Here is a 19,968-nt window from a genome sequence, read left to right as displayed (position 1 = left end):
ATACGGAGACAAATCATGAACATTCAATCAGCGGGACTGCCCGGCGTGAGCGCCGGCGCGACATCGTCAGGGAGCGTACAACGGCGCGCCGCAATTGCCAGTGTTATCGGCACGACCATCGAGTGGTATGACTTCTTCATCTACGGCACGGCGGCCGCGCTGGTTTTCCCGAGTGTGTTTTTCAGCCACAGTGGCTCGGCGGGGTTGATGGCGTCGTTTGCCACGATTTTTGTCGGCTTCCTGTCGCGTCCACTTGGTGCCGCGATCTTCGGGCACATGGGCGACCGGGTCGGGCGCAAGTCGACGCTGGTGGCGACGCTGATGCTGATGGGAATCGCCACGGTGCTGGTTGGGTTGCTGCCGACCGCGAAGACACTTGGACCAGTCGCGGGATGGCTACTCGTAGCGTTGCGCTTCGTTCAGGGCGTGGGCGTGGGGGGCGAATGGGGCGGCGCAGTGCTGTTGTCGATGGAATCGCATCGAGGATCACATCGGGGCTTTATGGCGAGCCTGCCGCATATCGGCGTTCCGCTGGGTCTCGTGATTTCGGTGCTTGCCTGGAGCGCCTGCAGCCATCTGAGCGGCGCGCATCTTCTGGAATACGGCTGGCGAATTCCGTTTCTTGCCAGCGGTGCGCTTCTTGTCATTGGACTGGTTATTCGCATGGGCGTGCCGGAAACGCACGACTTCATCGAAGCGAACAGGAACGTCAAGGAACGGCGAACGCCACTCGTCGAAGCCATTCGCACTGAGTGGCGGACCATTCTGCTGGCCGCTCTCATTCGACCTGGCGAGCAGGCGTCGTTCTACATGCTCTCGACTTTCGTCGTGCTGTATGGCTCAACAACCCTTGGGATGGGCCGCGAATTCATTCTCAATGCGGTCCTGATTGCGGCGCTCGTCTCCTGTTTTACGGTACCCCTGTTCGGTTACCTCTCCGATCGTATCGGACGCCGAACCACGTATCTTGTTGGCGCGATCGCGATGATGCTGTTTGCTTTCCCGTACTTCGCGATGCTCGAAACCCGGATGCCGTTACTGATTATCGTGGGCATCGTGATGCTGATGGTGATCCACGACATCATGTATGGTTCGCAAGCCGCTTATATCGCCGAGTCTTTCCCTGCGCATATCCGGTACTCCGGCGCCTCGCTCGGTTATCAGGGGGCGTCGATTATCGCGGGCGGACCGGCACCGCTGATTTCGCTCTGGTTGTTTCAGACATTCCATTCGGGATATGCGGTCGCGGCCTTCCTGGCGTTCATGTCGATGGTCAGTGCTTGTGCCGCTTTTTTCCTTGGCCGGAAGCGGTAGCGGAACCGACATGCGTTTCGATATCGTCAATCTTCGACTGTTTGTCGCCATCGCGGAAGCGGGAAGCATCACGCACGGTGCGGCGCGGGTCAATCTCGCAGTTGGCTCCGCGAGCGGAAGAATGAAGCAGATGGAAGAGGCGGTGGGCGTGCCACTGCTTGCCCGCGAGCGCCTGGGGGTTCGCCTTACCGATGCCGGGTTGACCCTGCTGCGCCATGCCAGAATCACGCTGGCCTCGATACAACGAATGACTGACGACCTCGATCAGTTCGCGCACGGACTACGAGGAACGGTTCGCTTGCTCGCGAATACAAATGCGCTGACCGAGTACCTTCCCGTACCTGTGAGCCATTTCCTTGCGAGTCATCCCAGTGTCAATATTGATATCGAGGAAAAAAAGAGCGGCGAGATTGTCGGTGCCCTGGTGGAAGGCATGGCAGACATAGGCATTGTCGCAGCGACGTCAGACCTGGGGGACCTTCAGAGCTTTCCCTTCGCCACAGACCATCTCTGCGCGATCGCGCCTGCCAGCCTCGGCGATTTCAGTCATGCCGTAGCCGTCAGCTTCGAAAATCTGCTGGAATACGATTTTGTCGGATACACGCGCGGCGCCGCCATTCAGACTTTCCTCGATGAGCGCGCGCAAAGTGTGCATCGAAAGATCAGACAACGCATCGAATTAGGCAGCTTCGATGCGATCTGCCGCCTCGTGGAAAACGGAGTCGGGGTATCGATCGTACCGGAGTCAGCGGCGCGCCGCTGCAAACGTACGATGAGCGTTCGCGTTCTCAGGTTAAAGGACGATTGGGCAGTGCGCGAAATGCGGGTCTGCGTATTGGATCGCGACGTCATGCCCGTGTACGCCCAGCAACTTCTGGAACATCTCATCGCAAGCGCGGAACGACAGGAGCAGTAGACCTTCTGTTTGGGAGAGCCTACGGGAAACCCGAAGCCTGGTGCCGGGAATGCCGCATTGTCTGGCGCAAGACCACGGGAGAGAATCGGTCTGTCGATGATCATTGTCCGAGGTAACCTGAATGTCTCTACTGCAGAATAAAACGATTAAGGCGCGCAGTTGGCTGTTTACGCCCGCTACACGCCCCGAACGCTTTTCGAAGGCCAGCGAAGCAGGTGCTGATATTCTCATTGTGGATCTTGAGGATTCTGTCGCACTCGATCAAAAGAATGACGCGCGAGCGAACGTCGAGGCGCTCCTGGAAGACGGGGCGAAACGTCTCGACTTACCCAAGCTCGCTGTCAGAATCAATCATCCCCACAGCCTCGCTGGCCACGACGACCTCAGCATGCTAGTCGCGAGCGCGAGTGTGCCCGAGTTCATCATGGTCCCAAAGGTCGAATCGACGGAGCAGATCCAGTCGATCGTCTCGCTGTTCCGCGATGTCAAAAAATCCGTTCTGATTGTGCCTCTTGTCGAGTCGATCAAAGGGCTGAATTGCGTCGACGCGGTTGCCGGTTGCGACTCTGTCTACGGCGTGATGTTCGGCGCGGCAGACTATGCCTCTGATGCACGCATACAGCCGGATTCACTAGCCATGCAATTGGCTCGATGCAGAGTCGCATCAGCGTGCGCTATGGCCGGGGTCAAAGCCATCGACGCACCGTGCTTCACAATTCATGACGCCCAGGCCCTCCGTGACGATCTGACATTCGCTCAGAAGAACGGATTTTCAGCTAAAGCCGCCATCCATCCATTGCATATCGAAGCAATCAATGAGGCGTTTACGCCGTCAGCTGCGCGGATCGATTGGGCACGCCGCGTTATTGCAGTTAGCGAACGAGGTGTGGGTGTGGTCGACGGAAGGATGGTCGATGAAGCTATCGCCCGTGAGGCACGAGAGGTTCTTTCCTACATCTAGTCAGCTGAAGGGCTTTGCGAATGAATTTTCTATTCAATATAGATAGGATGCCAGAATGACTGAAAATATTTCAGCGTATAAAAGACTCGCAGAAAATCGCTTTCGTGAAACATCAGGACTCTATTTCGAAGACTTCACGCCGGGCGTCACCTACGAGCATCGTCCCGGAAGGACAATCACGGATGTCGACAACATATGGATGACCTTGTTGACGCTCAACTCGCAACCGGTTCACTTCGACAGCGCCTACGCGCAGAAGACGGAATGGAAGAAGCTGCTTGTCGACAGCACCTTCACACTCGCGTTGCTGACCGGTATGAGCGTTCGAACCGTTAGTGCGAAAGTGGTTGCCAATCTTGGCTGGGACAAGGTGAAAGCCACCGCACCGGTCTTCGCCGGCGACACGCTGTACGCGGAATCCACCGTGCTTTCAAAACGCGAGTCCAGCAGCCGTCCCACCCAGGGCATTGTCACTGTCGAGACAAAAGGCATCAACCAGGACGGCACCGTAGTGATGACGTTTGAGCGGACCATGCTGATCTACAAGCGCGGTCATTCCCCGGAAGAAGCGGCGAACTATTGATTCGAGGATCAAGATGAAAGTAAAAAATAGCACACTGGAAGCGCTTTATAACCAGAAACTCACGAGCGCCGCGGAGGCGGTTTCCAGATTGCGCAGCGGCACCACGATTGCGTTGGGCATGGCCATGTCGCAACCGCCGAGCTTGCTGGAGGCGCTCGGCGGGCGAGCCGAAGCTGGCGACATCGACGATATGAAGGTCTACTACTTCCATGCCGAAGAGTTCTTGCGCAAAAGCCTGCTGCGCTATTCGCTGATGGGGCGCATCGTGCCGCATAGCATGTTTCTTGGCGCGCCGGAGCGCGAACTCATCCGGCTAGGTGAAGAAGACGGCAACCGGAAGGTCGTGTACTTCGTCCCCAATACGTTCAGCCAGTCACCCCGTCTGTTCGAAGAGCACATTCCGGTTGATGCGATGCTGGTGATGGTTTCGCCGATGGACGAGAACGGCTACTTCACGTTTGGAACGAATAACGATTACACGAGCGGAGTTGCGCGCGCGGCAGGGCGCCTGATCGTTGAAGTCAATCCGAACATGCCACGCGTGTTCGGCGCATCGCTGCTTCACGTGTCGGAAGTCGACGCGATTGTCGAGAGCGATCGGCCGCTGCCGGAGATGACGCCCAAGACGGCCTCTGATACCGACAAGGTGATCAGCGATTTCATCGCTGAGATGGTGACGGATGGTGCTTGCCTGCAAATGGGTATCGGCGCGCTTCCCAATGCGGTCTGCGGTGCGTTGACGTCACACCGGAATCTTGGCGTCCACACTGAGCTTCTCACACCGGGTCTCGTCGATCTGATCAGGCGTGGCGTCGTAGATAACAGCCGCAAGGCGATCAATCGTGGTAAGTCGGTGTTCACGTTTGCGCTCGGAAACCGGGCAATGTATGACTTCATGGACGACAACCCCGCACTCGAAAGCTATCCCGTCGACTATGTGAATAACCCACATGTCATCGCGCAGAACGACAGGGTGTTCTCCGTCAACTCGACGATCGAGATGGATCTGACCGGCGCGTGCAACTCTGAGTACGTCAAGGGGCACCAGTACAGCGCTTCGGGCGGACAACTGGATTTTGTGCGGGGCGCTTATGCCTCACGTGGCGGCAAATCGATTATCGCGTTCCATTCGACTGCGGCTAACGGGAAGATATCGAAAATTGTGCCCCGGCTCAGCGGACCCGTCACCACGCCACGTACCGACACGCATATGGTCGTCACGGAATATGGCGTTGCCAACCTGAAGGGTCTGTCGTCCAGCGAGCGCGCAACCGCGCTCATCAAACTTGCTCATCCCGACGCGCGTGAAGCGCTCACGAAGCAGGCCCGGGAACTTCACCTGATCTAAGGAAGCTGTCATGGCACGAACCATCGCTGACTATTTGGCGGAAACCCTTCACGCGGCCGGTGTGTCGCGGATTTGGGGCGTCACGGGCGACAGCCTGAATGGCCTGTCCGACAGCTTGCACCGGATGGGAACGATCAGATGGATGCACACCCGTCACGAGGAGGTTGCGGCTTTCGCTGCAGGGGCTGAGGCGGCCGAGACCGGAAAGCTTGCTGTATGCGCCGGCAGTTGCGGTCCTGGCAATCTTCATCTTATCAATGGCCTGTTCGATTGTCACCGCAACCACGTGCCGGTACTGGCGATTGCGGCGCATATTCCTTCGACTGAAGTGGGATTGGGTTATTTCCAGGAGACTCATCCGCAGGAGCTTTTCAAGGAATGCAGTCACTTCGTCGAACTGGTGACGAACCGATCGCATTTTCCCCGAGTGCTGGAGCGGGCCATGCGCGCCGCCATCGAGCAGAAAGGCGTCGCAGTGATCGTCTTGCCTGGCGACGTCGCGCTTTCCGACGCTCCTGACGAAACGCCGAAGTGGGTTGAAACCGATCCGCCGACACTGCTTCCTTCGGCGCCCGATGTCAGTAGACTGGCCGATATTCTCAACGCCTCGAAGGCCGTCACACTGTTGTGTGGCAGCGGTTGCGAGGGCGCACATGACGAAGTCGTCGCACTGGCAGATACACTTGGTGCCCCGGTAGTTCACGCCCTGCGCGGGAAGCAGTTTGTGGAATATGACAACCCGAATAGCGTCGGTATGACTGGGCTGATCGGCTTCAGTTCGGGCTATCACGCGATGAAGTCATGCGACACGTTGCTGATGCTAGGAACGGACTTCCCTTACCGCAACTTCTACCCTTCGCATGGAAACGTTGTGCAAATCGACCGGCGCCCCGAGGCGTTGGGACTGCGTACACCACTCTCACTTGGACTTGTCGGAAACGTGCGAGATACGGTCAGGGCGCTGTCTTTGCTTCTACGGAGAAAGACTGACCGGCGCTTTCTGGATAACGCGCTGGAGCACTACGCCGCAGCGCGGAACGGCCTCGACGACCTTGCCCGGCCTTCTGCGCCAGGGCGCCCGATTCATCCTCAATATCTGACGAGTCTCGTCGATGAGTTTGCGCAGCGCGACGCAATCTTCACCGCTGACGTCGGTACCCCCACACTGTGGGCGGCCCGATATCTGAGCATGAATGGGAGGCGTCGTCTTTACGGTTCGTTCAATCACGGCTCAATGGCGAACGCGATGCCGCAGGCGCTTGGCGCGCAGGCAGCTGCTCCAGATAAACAGGTCATTGCGCTATCGGGTGATGGCGGCCTCTCCATGCTGCTGGGTGATCTTCTGACGGCGCGGCAGCTCGATTTGCCAATCAAGGTCATCGTATACAACAACAGCACGCTTGGCTTTGTGGCAATGGAGATGAAGGCGAGCGGATATCTCGACACGGGCACGGATCTGCATCGCACAGACTTCGCTGCGATTGCGCGAGGAGCGGGAATTTACAGCGTGCGGATCGAAGATTCGGAGGCTCTTCCCGAGGCATTACAGAGGGCGCTTGTGCGTCCGGGGCCGGCGGTCATCGACGTGGTGATATCGAAGCACGAGCTCGCGCTACCGCCGAAGATTCAATGGGCACAGGCGAAGGGCTTTAGCTTGTACATGCTTCGAGCGGTATTGAACGGGCGTGGTGACGAGGTCGTTGAACTCGCCCAAACAAACCTGAGGTGATCGGGAGACGTGTGAGAGGCGATATCTCTGCGTCAACATAACAAAATCGTAATTCGCTCGTGGGCTGACGGTCACGGTCGTTGCAGCAGAATCGCATTAGTGCGCCGTTCTCACGGCGCTTCTTTGCAGAATATTGGAAAGACCTCCATGATCGGCTTACGCCATACTCGCATGCTGTGCGACGGCCTGCATTCGATTTTGCTTACGGCGCTTGTCAGTTTCGTCAGTACATGTCACGCGCAATCCGCGGTGGAGATGCAGGAGACGGGCGGCGAAGTGCACCCGCCGTCGATCACGGCGTGTGTCGCGTGTCACGGTGCGCTGGGCGAGGGCACGGCAAGCGGAGGGCCGCGACTTGCTGGCAAGGATGCGGACTATCTTGCCCGCGCGCTCACAACGTTCAAGACAGGTACGCGTGCGAACGGCGTGATGCAGGCGGTCGCACTTGATCTTTCCGATAGCGAGATACACGAGTTGGCGACGTTCTTTTCACAGCAGAATCCACCGCTTGCCGCGGGGGCGGCTGCGCCGTCCCCTGACATGGTGATCGCCGGAAGGCAGCTTGCCGAGTTGGGAGCCGGACCCGATGTCCCCGCCTGCTTTAGCTGCCATGGAGCGGTTGGTAAAGGAAATGGTGCGCGTTTTCCGGCCATCGCGGGCGAACCTGCAGCGTTTGTCGTCGCACGGCTGCATGAATTTCAGGCACGCGCGAAGAAGAAATCCCCCGCCCCGGGAACAATGACGGCCGTGGCGGTGATGCTGAACGAGACGCAGATAGAAGAGGCCGCGGCATACCTCTCGATCACCAGACCCTGACAACCGACGCCGGCTATGCTTATGGTTACCTTGATGGCGTAGGCATCATTGCCGAGGCTGGTCGATGTGACCTGCAGCGCTGGCTCCCTGGGTAGCATGTCCGGACAGCCACCCCCTTTGATCTCATCCGGTGTCAGTCCGCTGATAGTGTTGCCGTCGTAGGTGGAATGGGCCTGGCCACCGGGGTCGCCGGACTTGAGAATGAGTTCCGCGTCGTCACTTCCAGTGTGAGACCCGGCGTAAGCGGACTCCTGGAAACACTCAAGTTTCGTAAGAAGTCCGTAGCGTGACGGCGTTACAAGCAGTCACTCGGGCTCGGGTGTAACCTGCCGGCTCATCCGATTTTCACCTGGACCCCTCATGGAGAGAGGCGCCAGGCGAACGACGAAAAATACGACATGCCGTTTAGCCCGGATTGATTTCATCCTGGCTTCGCCGTGTAGTGCGAGGGCCGAGGATCCGCAGTGTGATAGCCACGACTATCAGCGCGGCCGCGATGATGCCGAACATGGCGCCGGCTCCTTGCTGGCTCAACACGGGGAGCAATATGAAAGGCAGCATGCCACTCACAATGCGGGACAACGAGTAAGTACTGCCGATGGCAGTTGAGCGCACACTGGCCGGAAAGATTTCAGCCTGATAGACATGATATGCATTGCTGAATACATTCGATGCACATGTTGTCAACACGCCAAAGAGAACGATCAGCCCCGAGGTGTTGGAATAGGCGAAACCCAGACCAAAAACCGCAATGGATAATATGGCGCCGATAACCAGTGTCCGGCGTTCTATCCAGTTGAGTAGCGGAATCGAAAGCAAAGATCCGACCGGGTAGCCGAGGAACGACAGAGCGATAAAAAGCGTTCCGTCAGTGACGTCAAAGCCACGGCTTTTCACCACGGTGCTGGCCAGTGTGCCAAAGCCATAGTAACCAAATCCTTGCAGCAGATGGAAGATGGTCAGCATCAGGTAACGCTTGTTGTAGGGGGCGCGGCGCAGCAAGGCAACGCGCTCACCCAACGTCATTGGATTGCGCTTGCCGGTCGCTTCGGGTGAGATGGTCGATACCGTAACGCCAGCACTGGCGGCAAAGCGCCGAAGCATGGCGTGAGCTTCCTCGACGCGACCCTGCGCCAGTAGCCAGCGTGGGCTTTCGGGCAACTTATGTTGCACAAGCAGAACCAGGACTGCGCCCAGGCTGCCGATGACCAGAATAACGCGCCAGCCGGCCACGGCACCGAAGTGCAGAGGATTGAGCCAAAGCGCCATGAATCCAACCAGTGGCACGGCGACATACGAGGTGGTGTACGCCCACGCGGCCATTCGCCCGCGACGCTCCTTGGGCAGAATCTCGGACAGAAAGCTATCGGCAACCGGATAGATCGCCCCTACACCAATGCCGGTGAGGAAGCGGCAGATCACCAGCATCTCGGCGTTGACCGAGAATGCGCCGATCAGCGAAAAGCCGCTGTACCAGATCAGATTGAATAGGAACGCTCTGCGACGGCCGATTCGGTCGGCCATGCTGCCCAGAAAAAATGCACCAAAGAACATGCCGATAAAGGCCGACGCCAGCAGCAGCTTGAAGTCTGTGCTGTGTCTGTCGATACCGTATTCCCCCTGCAACGCCGTGCCGATTGAGCTGACAAGGAAAATTTCGAACATGTCGAAAAACAACCCTATGCCGATCACCCACACCACAAATCGATGCAGCGAACCCGCCGGCATGTTATCCATCCAGCCGCCCAACGTGGTGGCGTTAGCATGAAGGGAGTGTGTATCGCCGGCTGCGCCCGGTCCGGATGAAGAAATGCGCGAATGGGCGGTTGCACTTCCGCCCATGTCCAGATTTTCGGTGTTCATGTTTGTCTCCATTTCTTTGTTTTGGGTCGGCTTATGCGCCGTTCACCACGTTGATCGGCGCGCCCGCATGGAACGCGGCGAGGTTGGCTTCAATGCCGGCATTGAGCCGGTTCGCGGCATTCGTCGCTGCCCAGCTGATGTGCGGCGTGACGATAAGGTTGGAATGTGCGCACGCGAGCAAGAGTTCATGCGGATCGGGCGGTTCCTGCGGGAGGACGTCGAGCGCGGCGCCGCCGAGGTGGCCACCCTCGAGCGCCTCGATGAGCGCCGCCGAATCGACAAGACCTCCGCGGGCGCTGTTCACGAGTAGTGCGCCGCGTTTCATGCTGCGAAGTGTGGGCGCGTCGATCAGGTTGCGAGTCGCGTCCGTAAGCGGGCAGTGGAGCGAGAGAACATCGGCGGACCGCACCACGTCGTCGAATGGTTTGAAGCCTTCGCGAACCGTCTGCCGTCCGCGATGTTCCGCGAACATCACGTTCATGCCGACCGCGCGAGCCAGCCGTGCGAGTGCAGTCCCGATCGCGCCGCGCCCGACAATGCCGAGCGTCGAACCGGCGATGTCGAGAATCGGCGCATCGTGCACGCAGAAATGCGGCGACCCCGGCCACGCGATGCGAGCGGCTTCACGATAAGCGAACAGATTGCGCCGCAACGCGAAGATCGACGCGAGCGCCCACTCGGACACGCTCTGTGCCGAATAGCCCGGCACATTCGACACGATCACGCCGAACCTGCGGCAGGCGTCGATGTCGATGCAGTCGAAGCCCGTCGCGGCGATGCAGATAAAACGCAGTTTCGGCAGGCGTGCCAGATCGGCCGCGCGGATGGGCACCTTGTTCGTGATCGCAATGGCGGCATCTTCGAGCGCATGGACCACGTCGGCGGCACGCGTGGCCGGGCGAACGGACCATTCGCTTGCCCAGACAGGCGCGGCGAACGGTGTGGGCAAGGTGCCGCTGTCGAGCAGGACGATGTTCATCGAACCCCCGCCTTGGCCAGCGTGGGCCGCAAAGGAGTGTTGTTCAGGTCGCTGAACGGCACATGAAAGTCATCGGATCGTGGAAAGCGGGGTGTCATGACATCACCCGATCAGTTCGGATATCTCGATCAGATTCAGATCGGGATCTCGCACGTACACGGAACGAATCTTCTGCGTGGCGCCGGTGCGCGCAACCGGGCCTTCGACAATCGGCCATTCGCAACGGGCGAGATGCGCAATCACTTCGTCAAGCGGCACGGTGGCGATGAAGCACAGGTCGAGCGCGCCCGGTACGGGAACATGGGCCTTCGGCTCGAATTCGGCGCCACGCACGTGGACGTTGATCTTCTGATTGCCGAAGCGAAATGCAATACGTCCTTCGCCAAACGTCTCGAGTTGCATCTGCATGACTTCGGTATAGAACCGCTTCGTCGCAGCGAAGTCGACGCAAGTGAGTACAAGGTGATCAAGGTGGTCGATGAGTGCCATGTCATGCTCCTGATGAAAATGCGTGCTGTTCCGGCAGACCGTCCGCCGCGATGCAAGGCATTGAGTGCAGATCGAGGCGCCGGCCAGCCTTAAGCAACTGGCTCGGCACGTCATGGCCGATCAGTCCGGGAAGGAGGGCGGAGGCGGACAGCACGGCAGCGAGATCCACGCCGGTGTCGTAGCCGTCGAGTTCGAGCATATGCACCAGCTCCTCGGTGCAGACGTTGCCCGTCGCACCCGGCGCATAGGGACACCCGCCGAGGCCGCCGAGCGACGCGTCGAAGCGGTCGATGCCGGCTTCTAGCGCGGCGAGCGTGTTGGCGAGCGCCATGCCGCGCGTGTTATGAAAGTGCAGCGTGAGTTCGAGCGCGGTGAAGCGCTCACGAGCGGCGGTGCACAGCGCGCCGACCTGTGACGGGTAGGCCATGCCAGTGGTGTCGCACAACGTCACACCATGCACACCGAGATCGGCGAAGCGCTGCATCCAGTCCAGCACGTCAGCCTGTTCGATATCGCCTTCCATCGGGCAGCCCATCGCCGTGGACAGCGACACATTAATTGCCACCTTCGTTTGCCTGACCACGCCGATCACGTCGCGCAACTGCGCGAATGATTGCTCGCGGCTCATGCGCAAGTTCGCGCGGTTGTGACTTTCGCTCACCGACATCACGAGATTGACTTCATCGACACCGCACGACAGCGCACGCTCGGCGCCGCGCAGATTCGGAACGAGCACGGTATAGACGATGCCATCCCGTCGCGCGATCCGGTGCATCACGGCTTCAGCGTCGCGCAAGGCGGGAATCGCTTTCGGCGAGGTGAACGAGGTCACTTCGATTTTGGCGTAACCGCACGCGCTCAGACGATCGATTAGTTCGATCTTGGCGTCGGTGTCGACGAACCTGGCCTCGTTCTGGAAGCCGTCGCGGGTGGCGACTTCCTGGATATACAGACGCTTGCTGCTCATGCTCTGCTCCTGTTCAGATGATGCCGCGTGCGCGCCAGGCGTCGCGGGTCGCGGTGTCGATGCCGAGGTTTTCCAGTACTTCGTCGGTGTGCTGGCCGAGCGCGGGGGCGCGGGTATTCACCGTGCCTGGTGTCGCGCTCAGCTTCGGGACGACGCCGGGCAGTTGTACCGGTGTGCCATCGGGTAGCTGGGCGTCGAGAATCATGTCGCGTGCGTGGTAATGCGGGTCGCTCGCAATGTCGGCGACATCGTAGATTTTTCCGGCGGGAATGCGCGCTTCATTGAGCGCGGCGAGCACGTCGTCGAGCGTTCGGCGCTGGGTCCAGTCGGCGATCGCGGCATCGAGCCGCTCGACGTTCTTTACGCGGCCATCGTTTTGAGCGAGTGCGGGTTCGTCGGCCAGGTCCTGGCGGCCGATCAGTTCCATCAGACGCCGGAAGATGCTGTCGCCATTGCCTGCGATCAGCGCATATTTGCCATCGCTGCAGCGATACGCGTTCGACGGCGCGATCCCAGGCAGGCTGCTGCCAGCCGGTTGACGCACGGTGCCGAACGCCGAGTATTCGGGCAGCAGGCTTTCCATCATGTTGAAGACCGACTCGTAGAGCGCGACGTCGATCATCTGGCCGGCACCGCCGTTATGGTCGCGATGGCGCAGCGCGAGCAGGATGCCGATCACGCCATGCAAGGCGGAGAGGGAGTCGCCGATGGAGATGCCCACGCGCACTGGCGTGCGGCCGGTTTCGCCGCTCAGGTGCCGCAAGCCACCCATTGCTTCGGCTACGACGCCGAAGCCGGGACGGTCGCGATAGGGACCGGTCTGCCCATAGCCGGATACGCGCAGCATCACGAGGCCAGGATTTAAGGCATGCAGATCGTCCCAACCGAGGCCCCATTTTTCGAGCGTGCCGGGACGAAAGTTTTCGATCAGCACGTCGCTCTGTGCGACCAGTTGGCGAACCACATCCTGGCCTTCGGGCGAACGAAGATCGAGCGTGACAGATTCCTTGTTGCGCGATTGCGCTGCCCACCAGACAGAGGTGCCTTCATGCAGCAGGCGCCATTTGCGCAGCGGGTCGCCGGTGCCGGGGGGTTCGATCTTGATGACATGCGCGCCGAACTCAGCGAGCATTTTCCCTGCGAAGGGGCCGGCGATGAGCTGGCCCATTTCGAGCACGCGAACGCCTTCTAGCGGCTTCGTCATGGTTGTCTCCTTGCAAACGTCGTTCTCTTGACGCTTACTTTGCGACAACCCGCGCGCGCTGAAAATCAATGGATTTTCAATGACCCTTTCCATTCTGGAAAGGGTCGGTGACTTTAGCCGTCTGTGCGGCCGGACATGAAGTCGAAGAGGCGCAGCGCTTCGGGCGACAGCGTTTCGCGTGAAAGCGTGCCGATCCACAAGGTGCGATGCGCCCACGCATCGGTGAGTTTCACGGCGCGCAGGCCTGCCGCGAGAATTTCGGAGCGTACGGCGCCCTCGGGTAATACGCCGATACCGAGCCCATGCTCGATCATCCGGCAGATGCCGTCGAAGCTGTGCACCTGGATGCGCAGCTTGAGCGCCCGGTCCGCGCTGAATGCGGCATCGAGCAGCCGTGCGAGCAGAGAGCTCCCCTGGTTCAGACCGACGTACTCGAAGTCGAGCGTATCGGCGAAGGCGACTTCTTCGAGGGATGCCAGGGGATGGCCGTTCGGTACCAGCAGCACGAGCCGGTCCTCACGATATGCGGCCTTGTCGATACCCGGCGCCAGCACGTTGTCGGCAAAGATGCCGATGTCGGCCGTGCCGCTTCGGATCGCCGCGACGATATCGTCGCTCAGTCGCTCTTCGAGCGAGATCTTTACGCTGGGGTTATCGGAGAGAAAAGCCTGCACATCGTGCGGCAAGAACTGAATGATTGATGACGTGTTGGCCCAGACCCGCACGTGTCCGCGCACGCCGGCGGCGTAGTCGTTCATCTCGTTTGCCATGCGGTTCACGCGATCGACGACTTGCCGGGCATGCGCGAGCAGCCCCTTGCCGGCGGCAGTCAGTTCGATGCCGCGCGGTTGCCGCAGCATCAGCGTGCAATCGATGCTGCGTTCCAGGTCAGTCATGCGCTTGCTGACCGCTGACAAGGTCATGCAGGTGCGCTCGGCCGCTTTTGTCAGGCTGCCAAGTTCTGCTACGACGATGAAAACGCGCAGTGATTGCAGGTCGTAATGTGAGGAGAGGGTCATGGGTGTGTGACGTTTAGCGAACGGGAAGTCGACAGCCTTGCGCGTCGGGTCGCGGCCTGGCGTGACGGACTGACTCCGTGTGGAAGCATAGCAGGGGCAGGGCGCCGCCGGCCGCACGAGTTGCGCGGCACGGGATATCGCTCGCCGTTCGCGGGTTTTGACCGATCTGAGCGTCACCGTACAGACTTGCCGGGTCATCCGTACGATTCTGAAGTCTCAACGATCTGCTGCCGCATGTCCTCGAGCTTTTCGCGCACTCCAGCAGAACGATCGCGCCACCACGATGAAACTGTCCGTTCTCCGTATGCTGACTTCCCTTGCATTGCTGGGCGTGGGATTTCCTTCGGCCGTGTGCAATGCTTATGCGCTCGACACACAACTGGACTGCCAGTCGAGCCCGCATGATTTCATTGCTCCGCTTCTGAATGAGCAGTCGATCGACCCAAAGCCAATGCGCATTGAGGCGAACTCGGTCAACGCATTTCGACCCACGCGCGGAAGTAACCTGACGGCATTCGGTTTTCATGTCTATGCCGTCTTCGGGTATGAGCCGGACGATCCTATGTTCAAACAAGGCAGCGGCCAGCCTGTCAATCCCTCAAGGTACGGCGTGGTGGTGACCGGCTCTGTTGAGTCGGTTGAAGCGAGCGTGCGAAGGGCGGGCAGCACTGCGGTTGTTCACGAAGTGATTCCGCTTCTTCTTACAGCCGTTTTCTGCAACGGGCATTGAGGCAAATCCTCGCGCTTTTGGATTGATGCGTCGAAGCCGTTCGAAAGTCGCGTTTTCGTGTCGGTTCGCATCGCGAGTGCGGACACGCACGCAAACCTCGCAACGGGGTTTGCTTCAATCGGTCATGCACGCCGCACCGTTCATCTCGTCCATTCCTTTAAAAGCGCCATCGCACGCTGTGCGAGCGGAGAAAGGTAAGCCCCTTTCCGGAAGACCACGCCGATATGCCGGCGCAAGTCGAGTTCATTCGTGTCGAGGTTGAGCGCGCGCAGTCCTTCGAGCGCATCGAACGATTCAGTGCCCGCAACGCAGAGCATCGTCGTGCCGCGCAGCAGGTGCAGCAACGACGTGCTGCCGAAGTCGGTTTCTACACGCAGCTTCGGCGCTGCGAGACCTTGCCTGATGAAGGCTGCGTCCACTTGCTGCCGAACCACGATGGTTGGCCCCGGGAGTAACCATTCCTGATCCACCAGATCGGCCAGCCGCAGATTGCGCTTGCGGTGCAGCGGATGCGAGTCGTCGGCGAGCACAGAAAGGCTGTCGCGAAAGAGTTCGACGAACGATAGTTCATCCGCATCCCGGTTTGGCTCGGGAGCGACGATCAGATCGAGTTCCCCCGCAATGAGCAGGTCGACAAGGTCGCGCGCAAGCCGGCGCCGCAGTCGCAGGCGTGCAGCCGGCCGCTCCTTCAGCAACTGGCGACATGCACCCAGAACGAGCGCCGCCGGCACGGTCGGAGAATAGCCAAGACTCAGCACACCCTGTTCGCCGTTGCGAATCGCGTGCATTTCCTTCAGCGCGTCCTCGTATTCCAGTGCAATCCGGCGCGCACGCGCGAGGAATAGCGAACCCGCCTGAGTCGGCGCGACGCCATTCGCCGTGCGCTGGAACAACGCGAGGCCGGTTTGCGCCTCGACACGCTGGATGGCTTTCGTCAGCGCCGGCTGGCTCATGCCCAGCGCTTCCGCAGCCTTGCCGATGCCGCCGTGCTCTTCTACCGCAAGCAGGTAATCCAGATCCCGCGTCTCCATGGTCATTCCTGTTGGCTATGGCTTTATAGCCAACGCCGCATTGTGGTGATGACATGCATCTTACAGACTAGCGCCAGCATTGATAAAGGAGACACCGATTGGGCTTTGCTTACTTTCTGCGCCGCGCCGCGCGTTATTGGGGCGACAACGTAGCGGTCATTCATCGCAATCGCGAGTTGACATACCGTCAGCTCGACGAGCGCTCGACCTTGCTGGCGAATGCACTACTCGGCTTGGGGCTCGCGAAAGGCGACCGGGTTGCGGTTCAGGCCCGCAACTGCACGGAGCTGGTGGAAATCGAATGCGCGCTATACAAGGCAGGGCTCGTCAAGGCCGCGCTGAATCCGCGCTTTACGGCGCACGAAGCGGCTGACGTCGTCGAGAATTGCGCCCCGCGCGTCATGATCGCAGGCGAAGGATTCACGGCTTACGATCGTGCGTCGCCAGGGTTCGGGTCGGTCGAGTCGTTCATTTCGCTCGGCGTTCCTGCGAACGGATACATCGATTACGAAACACTGATCTCGCGCGCCAGCCCGCAATTGCCCGAAGTTGCGTTGTCGTCCGGCGATCTCGCCGTGCTGCACTTCTCCTCCGGCTCGACCGGCAAGATCAAGGCGGCCATGCAGACCTATGGCAACCGCCTCGCGTCGCTGCGCAAGATCCTGCTAGGCATGGATTGTCCGGCAAAACCCGGCGACAGGCTCGCGTTGATCGGTCCGGTCACCCACGCGTCCGGCATGCTGATGCAGCCGTACCTGTATTCGGGCGCCACGCTCGTCTTGTTCGACACGTTCGAGCCCGCGCACTTTCTGCGGGAAATCGCGCGGCTGCGGATCACGCACGTATTCATGGTGCCGGCGATGATCAACATGCTTCTTAACGACCCCGCGCTGGACACAGCCGATCTGACGAGCCTGAAGATGCTCGGCTACGGTGCGGCGCCAATGGCCCCTGCGCGTATCCTGGAAGCGTGGGCGCGCATCGGTCCGGTGCTGTCGCAAGGTTACGGCGCGAGCGAGTCGACCTCGGGCGTCACGCGTCTTTCCATCGCCGATCATGCCGACGCGATTCTCCATCGCCCCGAGCGGCTCGCGTCGTGCGGCCGTCCTACGGGCGAGACGGAAGTTCTCGTGGTTGACGAACACGGCCGCGAGGTCACCGGGGATGCGATGGGCGAAATCGTCATTCGCGGCGCAGACGTGTTTCAAGGTTACTGGGGCGCGCCGGAGCTCACGCGCGAAGTGCTCGTCGACGGCTGGCTGCGGACCGGCGATCTCGCGCGAGTCGACGAAGAAGGGTACATCTACCTCGTCGATCGTCAGAAAGACATGATCATTTCGGGCGGCTTCAACGTTTATCCGACCGAGGTCGAGGCTTCGCTCTATCAGCATCCGGACATCATGGAAGCGTGCGTGATTGGCGTTCCCGATGAGACGTGGGGAGAAAGCGTGAAGGCCGTCGTCGTGCTGAAGAGCGGACGCAACACGGTCGCGGACGAGATCATCGCCCATTGCCGCGCGCGGCTCGCTGACTACAAGCTCCCCCGTACCGTGAACTTCGTTGCCGATCTGCCCAAGAACGCGAGCGGAAAAATCGCCCGCAAGCTGGTTCGCGAGCAGTACTGGCACGGTGTCTCACGTCGAGTCAATTGAAGAGGAAGCTTATGTTCGATTCCCTGAATAATCCGACGTTCGTCGAAATCCGCGAGGGTATTCGCCGCTTCGTCGCGGAAGAATTGCAGCCGATTGAGCAGGAGCTTGGCCTCGGCAGCGAGGACGTCTGGCCGCGCGAGACGCTGCGCCGCGTATGGCGCCGCTCCGCCGCACTCGGTTACTATGCGGCCTGCCTGCCCGTCCAGCTGGGCGGTAAGGGGCTCTCGATTCTCGAGCAGTGCGCGCTCAAGGCGGACCTCGCTGCGTCCGGTTCCGCGCTCGCGCCGCATGTGCTCGGCGACCTGGGTGGTCCGCCGCGGGTCGGCAACATGCTCAAGTACGCGAGCGCGGATCAGCTCGCGCGCTATTTCGATCCGGTGATTCGCGGCGAGAAGTCGACCTGCTTCGCGCTGACCGAACCGCACTCCGGCTCGGACGCGCAGAGCATTGCCACCACGGCGGTCGTGGACGGCGACGAACTGGTGATCAATGGCGTCAAGCATTACATCAGCGGTGCACCGTTCGCCGACTTCGCGATCGTCATGTGCGTGACGGACGCAACGACCACGCCGCCCGCCATCACCGCGGTGCTTGTCGATCTCGATCTGCCCGGCGTGACGGTGGAACAGCAATACGTGCCGATGTCGGGACAGCACATCGATGCGGACATCCGCTTCGTCGACGTTCGCGTGCCGCGCGCGAACGTGTTCGGCGGCGAGGGCAATGGGTTCAAGCTCGGCATGTCGCGCATCAACGTTAATCGGCTATTGCACTGTCCGACGATGCTCGGCCTTGCCACCGCGGCCTATGAAGCGTCGCTCGATTACGCGCGTACGCGCCGGCAGTTCGGCGGCCCGATCGCGCGCTTTCAGGCAATCCAGCACATGCTCGCCGATATGGCCGCTGCGCTATGGGCATGCGAAAGCATGATTGCGCAAACGGCCGCGCTCGCCGATGCCGGCGCCGATTTGCGCATGAAGGCTGCTGCCTGCAAGCTGTTCGTGTCGGAACGCTGTTTCGAAATCGCGGACAAGGCCGTGCAGATTCACGGCAATGTCGGGGTGACGCGCCATCATCCGATCGAGCAGACGTTCCGCAAACTGCGCATGTTCCGGGTCTTCACCGGCACGAGCGAGATCCAGCGCAATACGATCGCCCGGGTGATTCTCGACCCTGCCGGTACAGCGGCATGACAGGCCAGCACAGTACTTGTGACACAGGCCGCACCCATTGCAAGGAAACGAAACAGATGAAACCCGACTGGTCATGCCTGAACGGCGTCAAGATTGTCGATCTGAGTCAGTTGTTGCCCGGGCCGCACGCCACATCAATGCTGATGCAACTGGGTGCGGACGTCATCAAGGTCGAGCCGCCAGGCACGGGCGATCCGGCGCGCCAGCTTGGAAGCGCGGTTTTCGCGCAGCTCAACCGCGGCAAGCGCTCGGTCGCGCTCGATCTGAAGAGCGCCACCGGCAAGGCGACGTTTCTCGATCTGATACGGGACGCGGATGCAGTCGTCGAAGGCTTCCGGCCAGGCGTCATGCAGCGGCTCGGACTCGACTACGCCACACTCGTCAAAGTGAACCCGCGCCTCGTCATGTGCTCGATATCCGGGTTCGGGCAGACCGGACCGTATTCGGCGCAGCCCGGCCACGATCTCAACTATCTGGCGCTCGGCGGCTTCTGGTCGACACCGGTTCAGGTGAACGACCGTGTCACGCGCCCACGGGTTCGCCTCGCGGACTATGCCGCGTCGAGTCATGCCGCGCTCGCGCTGGCCGTGGCGGTTCTCAGCGCACGTCAGAATGGCCGTGGCCAGCATCTCGACGTGTCGATTCACGACTGTGTGATGGCATGGACTGCGCCTGCCGCGTGGACGTCGCGCGACTATGTGGCGGAGCCCCTGGCATCGCCGACGGTCATGCCCGAGAACGACATTTTCGAAACCCGGGACGGGCGCTACCTTGCGCTGGGTATTCTGGAAAACAAATTCTGGTTGACGCTGCGCGAAGCACTCGGCGCCGACTACCCCGCGCTGATGGACGATCGGTTCGCGTCGCGCCTCGGCAGACAGCAGTTCAAGCGCGAGGTCAACGCGCTGCTCGCGCACCTGTTCCTCGCGCGCACGCTTGCAGAATGGCTCGAGACGCTGGAGACTTTCGATCTGCCGGTGTCGCCGCTGCTTGACGCAAACGAGCTGTTTCTCGATCCGCACGTGCGCGCACGCGGCATGGTCCGCGAACTCGCTCACGACGGATCCATGGCGGTGCGCTTTCCCGTGAAGTTCTCCGCAGGTTTGCCCGACGCCGGCGACACTGTCCCGCTGCTCGGACAGCACGACGGCTGAGACAACACAATACCAGGAAC

General features: G+C 60.4%; 18 protein-coding genes. 11 read left to right on the top strand and 7 right to left on the bottom strand.

What is annotated here, in order from left to right:
- Positions 1–15: 15 nt before the first annotated feature.
- The 7 genes from PQR40_RS07270 (at position 16) to PQR40_RS07240 (ending at position 7,667) form a co-directional block, all read left to right on the top strand.
- Positions 16–1,314, top strand: a complete 1,299-nt coding sequence (locus PQR40_RS07270) for an MFS transporter (RefSeq protein WP_408390339.1) — start codon at positions 16–18, stop codon at positions 1,312–1,314.
- Between the two features lie 10 nt (positions 1,315–1,324).
- Entirely contained in the window at positions 1,325–2,230 is a 906-nt protein-coding gene (locus tag PQR40_RS07265) for a LysR family transcriptional regulator (RefSeq protein WP_408236615.1), read from the top strand.
- Between the two features lie 121 nt (positions 2,231–2,351).
- A complete protein-coding gene (locus PQR40_RS07260) occupies positions 2,352–3,191 on the top strand; it encodes an aldolase/citrate lyase family protein (RefSeq protein WP_408508682.1) in 840 nt (279 codons plus the stop codon).
- Between the two features lie 55 nt (positions 3,192–3,246).
- Entirely contained in the window at positions 3,247–3,774 is a 528-nt protein-coding gene (gene ripB, locus PQR40_RS07255) for a (R)-specific enoyl-CoA hydratase RipB/Ich (protein WP_408236609.1), read from the top strand.
- A gap of 13 nt (positions 3,775–3,787) precedes the next feature.
- Positions 3,788–5,122 carry an acetyl-CoA hydrolase/transferase family protein gene (locus tag PQR40_RS07250; RefSeq protein WP_408508681.1) on the top strand — a complete coding sequence of 445 codons (1,335 nt, stop codon included), beginning with the start codon at positions 3,788–3,790 and terminating at the stop codon, positions 5,120–5,122.
- 10 nt (positions 5,123–5,132) lie between these two features.
- Positions 5,133–6,851, top strand: coding sequence for a ubiquinone-dependent pyruvate dehydrogenase (gene poxB / locus PQR40_RS07245; RefSeq protein WP_408390330.1), 1,719 nt, complete (start codon positions 5,133–5,135; stop codon positions 6,849–6,851).
- A 147-nt stretch (positions 6,852–6,998) separates the two neighbouring features.
- Positions 6,999–7,667 carry a c-type cytochrome gene (locus tag PQR40_RS07240; RefSeq protein WP_408236600.1) on the top strand — a complete coding sequence of 223 codons (669 nt, stop codon included), beginning with the start codon at positions 6,999–7,001 and terminating at the stop codon, positions 7,665–7,667.
- Positions 7,668–8,072: 405 nt separating this feature from the next.
- Here the strand turns inward: PQR40_RS07240 and PQR40_RS07235 are convergent, their stop codons facing one another.
- The 6 genes from PQR40_RS07235 to PQR40_RS07210 all read right to left on the bottom strand — a co-directional run bounded on the left by PQR40_RS07235 (position 8,073) and on the right by PQR40_RS07210 (position 14,188).
- On the bottom strand, positions 8,073–9,530 hold the full coding sequence (locus PQR40_RS07235; RefSeq protein WP_408236597.1) for an MFS transporter: 1,458 nt from the start codon (positions 9,528–9,530) through the stop codon (positions 8,073–8,075).
- A gap of 31 nt (positions 9,531–9,561) precedes the next feature.
- Positions 9,562–10,509: an NAD(P)-dependent oxidoreductase gene (locus PQR40_RS07230; protein ID WP_408338333.1), complete on the bottom strand. Its 948-nt coding sequence runs from the start codon at positions 10,507–10,509 to the stop codon at positions 9,562–9,564.
- A 102-nt stretch (positions 10,510–10,611) separates the two neighbouring features.
- A complete protein-coding gene (locus tag PQR40_RS07225; protein ID WP_408236591.1) occupies positions 10,612–10,998 on the bottom strand; it encodes a VOC family protein in 387 nt (128 codons plus the stop codon).
- A 1-nt stretch (position 10,999) separates the two neighbouring features.
- Positions 11,000–11,965, bottom strand: coding sequence for a hydroxymethylglutaryl-CoA lyase (locus PQR40_RS07220; RefSeq protein WP_408390327.1), 966 nt, complete (start codon positions 11,963–11,965; stop codon positions 11,000–11,002).
- Positions 11,966–11,978: 13 nt separating this feature from the next.
- The gene (locus PQR40_RS07215; protein ID WP_408338329.1) at positions 11,979–13,169 is read right to left on the bottom strand and encodes a CaiB/BaiF CoA transferase family protein; all 1,191 of its coding nucleotides are present in this window, start codon (positions 13,167–13,169) and stop codon (positions 11,979–11,981) included.
- A 113-nt stretch (positions 13,170–13,282) separates the two neighbouring features.
- Complete coding sequence (locus tag PQR40_RS07210) at positions 13,283–14,188, bottom strand: LysR family transcriptional regulator (protein ID WP_408390324.1); 906 nt, start codon at positions 14,186–14,188, stop codon at positions 13,283–13,285.
- Between the two features lie 283 nt (positions 14,189–14,471).
- Here PQR40_RS07210 and PQR40_RS07205 point away from each other — a divergent pair, with 283 nt between their 5' ends.
- Positions 14,472–14,918, top strand: coding sequence for a hypothetical protein (locus PQR40_RS07205; protein ID WP_408236579.1), 447 nt, complete (start codon positions 14,472–14,474; stop codon positions 14,916–14,918).
- Positions 14,919–15,058: 140 nt separating this feature from the next.
- Here the strand turns inward: PQR40_RS07205 and PQR40_RS07200 are convergent, their stop codons facing one another.
- On the bottom strand, positions 15,059–15,949 hold the full coding sequence (locus tag PQR40_RS07200; RefSeq protein WP_408236576.1) for a LysR family transcriptional regulator: 891 nt from the start codon (positions 15,947–15,949) through the stop codon (positions 15,059–15,061).
- 98 nt (positions 15,950–16,047) lie between these two features.
- Here PQR40_RS07200 and PQR40_RS07195 point away from each other — a divergent pair, with 98 nt between their 5' ends.
- Genes PQR40_RS07195 through PQR40_RS07185 form a run of 3 tightly spaced genes read left to right on the top strand, consistent with a single transcriptional unit; the run spans position 16,048 to position 19,948 of the window.
- Entirely contained in the window at positions 16,048–17,601 is a 1,554-nt protein-coding gene (locus tag PQR40_RS07195) for an AMP-binding protein (protein ID WP_408236573.1), read from the top strand.
- Between the two features lie 11 nt (positions 17,602–17,612).
- Complete coding sequence (locus PQR40_RS07190; RefSeq protein ID WP_408390321.1) at positions 17,613–18,794, top strand: acyl-CoA dehydrogenase family protein; 1,182 nt, start codon at positions 17,613–17,615, stop codon at positions 18,792–18,794.
- 56 nt (positions 18,795–18,850) lie between these two features.
- Positions 18,851–19,948 (top strand): CaiB/BaiF CoA transferase family protein, encoded by a 1,098-nt coding sequence (locus tag PQR40_RS07185; RefSeq protein WP_408236567.1) that lies wholly within the window; start codon positions 18,851–18,853, stop codon positions 19,946–19,948.
- Positions 19,949–19,968 lie beyond the last annotated feature (20 nt).

Source organism: Paraburkholderia sediminicola, from assembly GCF_046026855.1.
In the GTDB taxonomy this organism is placed as follows: domain Bacteria; phylum Pseudomonadota; class Gammaproteobacteria; order Burkholderiales; family Burkholderiaceae; genus Paraburkholderia; species Paraburkholderia sediminicola_A.
Note: the sequence above shows the minus strand (reverse complement) of the source record. Positions and strands in the feature narration are given on the sequence as shown.

What these genes read in the sequence shown, in the direction of transcription:
- PQR40_RS07260 (WP_408508682.1), top strand. Translation starts at nt 2,352, where the DNA reads ATGTCTCTACTGCAGAATAAAACGATTAAGGCGCGCAGTTGGCTGTTT.
- PQR40_RS07235 (WP_408236597.1), bottom strand. Translation starts at nt 9,530, where the DNA reads ATGAACACCGAAAATCTGGACATGGGCGGAAGTGCAACCGCCCATTCG.
- PQR40_RS07215 (WP_408338329.1), bottom strand. Translation starts at nt 13,169, where the DNA reads ATGACGAAGCCGCTAGAAGGCGTTCGCGTGCTCGAAATGGGCCAGCTC.
- PQR40_RS07240 (WP_408236600.1), top strand. Translation starts at nt 6,999, where the DNA reads ATGATCGGCTTACGCCATACTCGCATGCTGTGCGACGGCCTGCATTCG.
- poxB (WP_408390330.1), top strand. Translation starts at nt 5,133, where the DNA reads ATGGCACGAACCATCGCTGACTATTTGGCGGAAACCCTTCACGCGGCC.
- PQR40_RS07210 (WP_408390324.1), bottom strand. Translation starts at nt 14,188, where the DNA reads ATGACCCTCTCCTCACATTACGACCTGCAATCACTGCGCGTTTTCATC.
- PQR40_RS07190 (WP_408390321.1), top strand. Translation starts at nt 17,613, where the DNA reads ATGTTCGATTCCCTGAATAATCCGACGTTCGTCGAAATCCGCGAGGGT.
- PQR40_RS07225 (WP_408236591.1), bottom strand. Translation starts at nt 10,998, where the DNA reads ATGGCACTCATCGACCACCTTGATCACCTTGTACTCACTTGCGTCGAC.
- PQR40_RS07185 (WP_408236567.1), top strand. Translation starts at nt 18,851, where the DNA reads ATGAAACCCGACTGGTCATGCCTGAACGGCGTCAAGATTGTCGATCTG.
- PQR40_RS07265 (WP_408236615.1), top strand. Translation starts at nt 1,325, where the DNA reads ATGCGTTTCGATATCGTCAATCTTCGACTGTTTGTCGCCATCGCGGAA.
- PQR40_RS07250 (WP_408508681.1), top strand. Translation starts at nt 3,788, where the DNA reads ATGAAAGTAAAAAATAGCACACTGGAAGCGCTTTATAACCAGAAACTC.
- PQR40_RS07205 (WP_408236579.1), top strand. Translation starts at nt 14,472, where the DNA reads ATGAAACTGTCCGTTCTCCGTATGCTGACTTCCCTTGCATTGCTGGGC.
- PQR40_RS07270 (WP_408390339.1), top strand. Translation starts at nt 16, where the DNA reads ATGAACATTCAATCAGCGGGACTGCCCGGCGTGAGCGCCGGCGCGACA.
- PQR40_RS07220 (WP_408390327.1), bottom strand. Translation starts at nt 11,965, where the DNA reads ATGAGCAGCAAGCGTCTGTATATCCAGGAAGTCGCCACCCGCGACGGC.
- ripB (WP_408236609.1), top strand. Translation starts at nt 3,247, where the DNA reads ATGACTGAAAATATTTCAGCGTATAAAAGACTCGCAGAAAATCGCTTT.
- PQR40_RS07230 (WP_408338333.1), bottom strand. Translation starts at nt 10,509, where the DNA reads ATGAACATCGTCCTGCTCGACAGCGGCACCTTGCCCACACCGTTCGCC.
- PQR40_RS07200 (WP_408236576.1), bottom strand. Translation starts at nt 15,949, where the DNA reads ATGGAGACGCGGGATCTGGATTACCTGCTTGCGGTAGAAGAGCACGGC.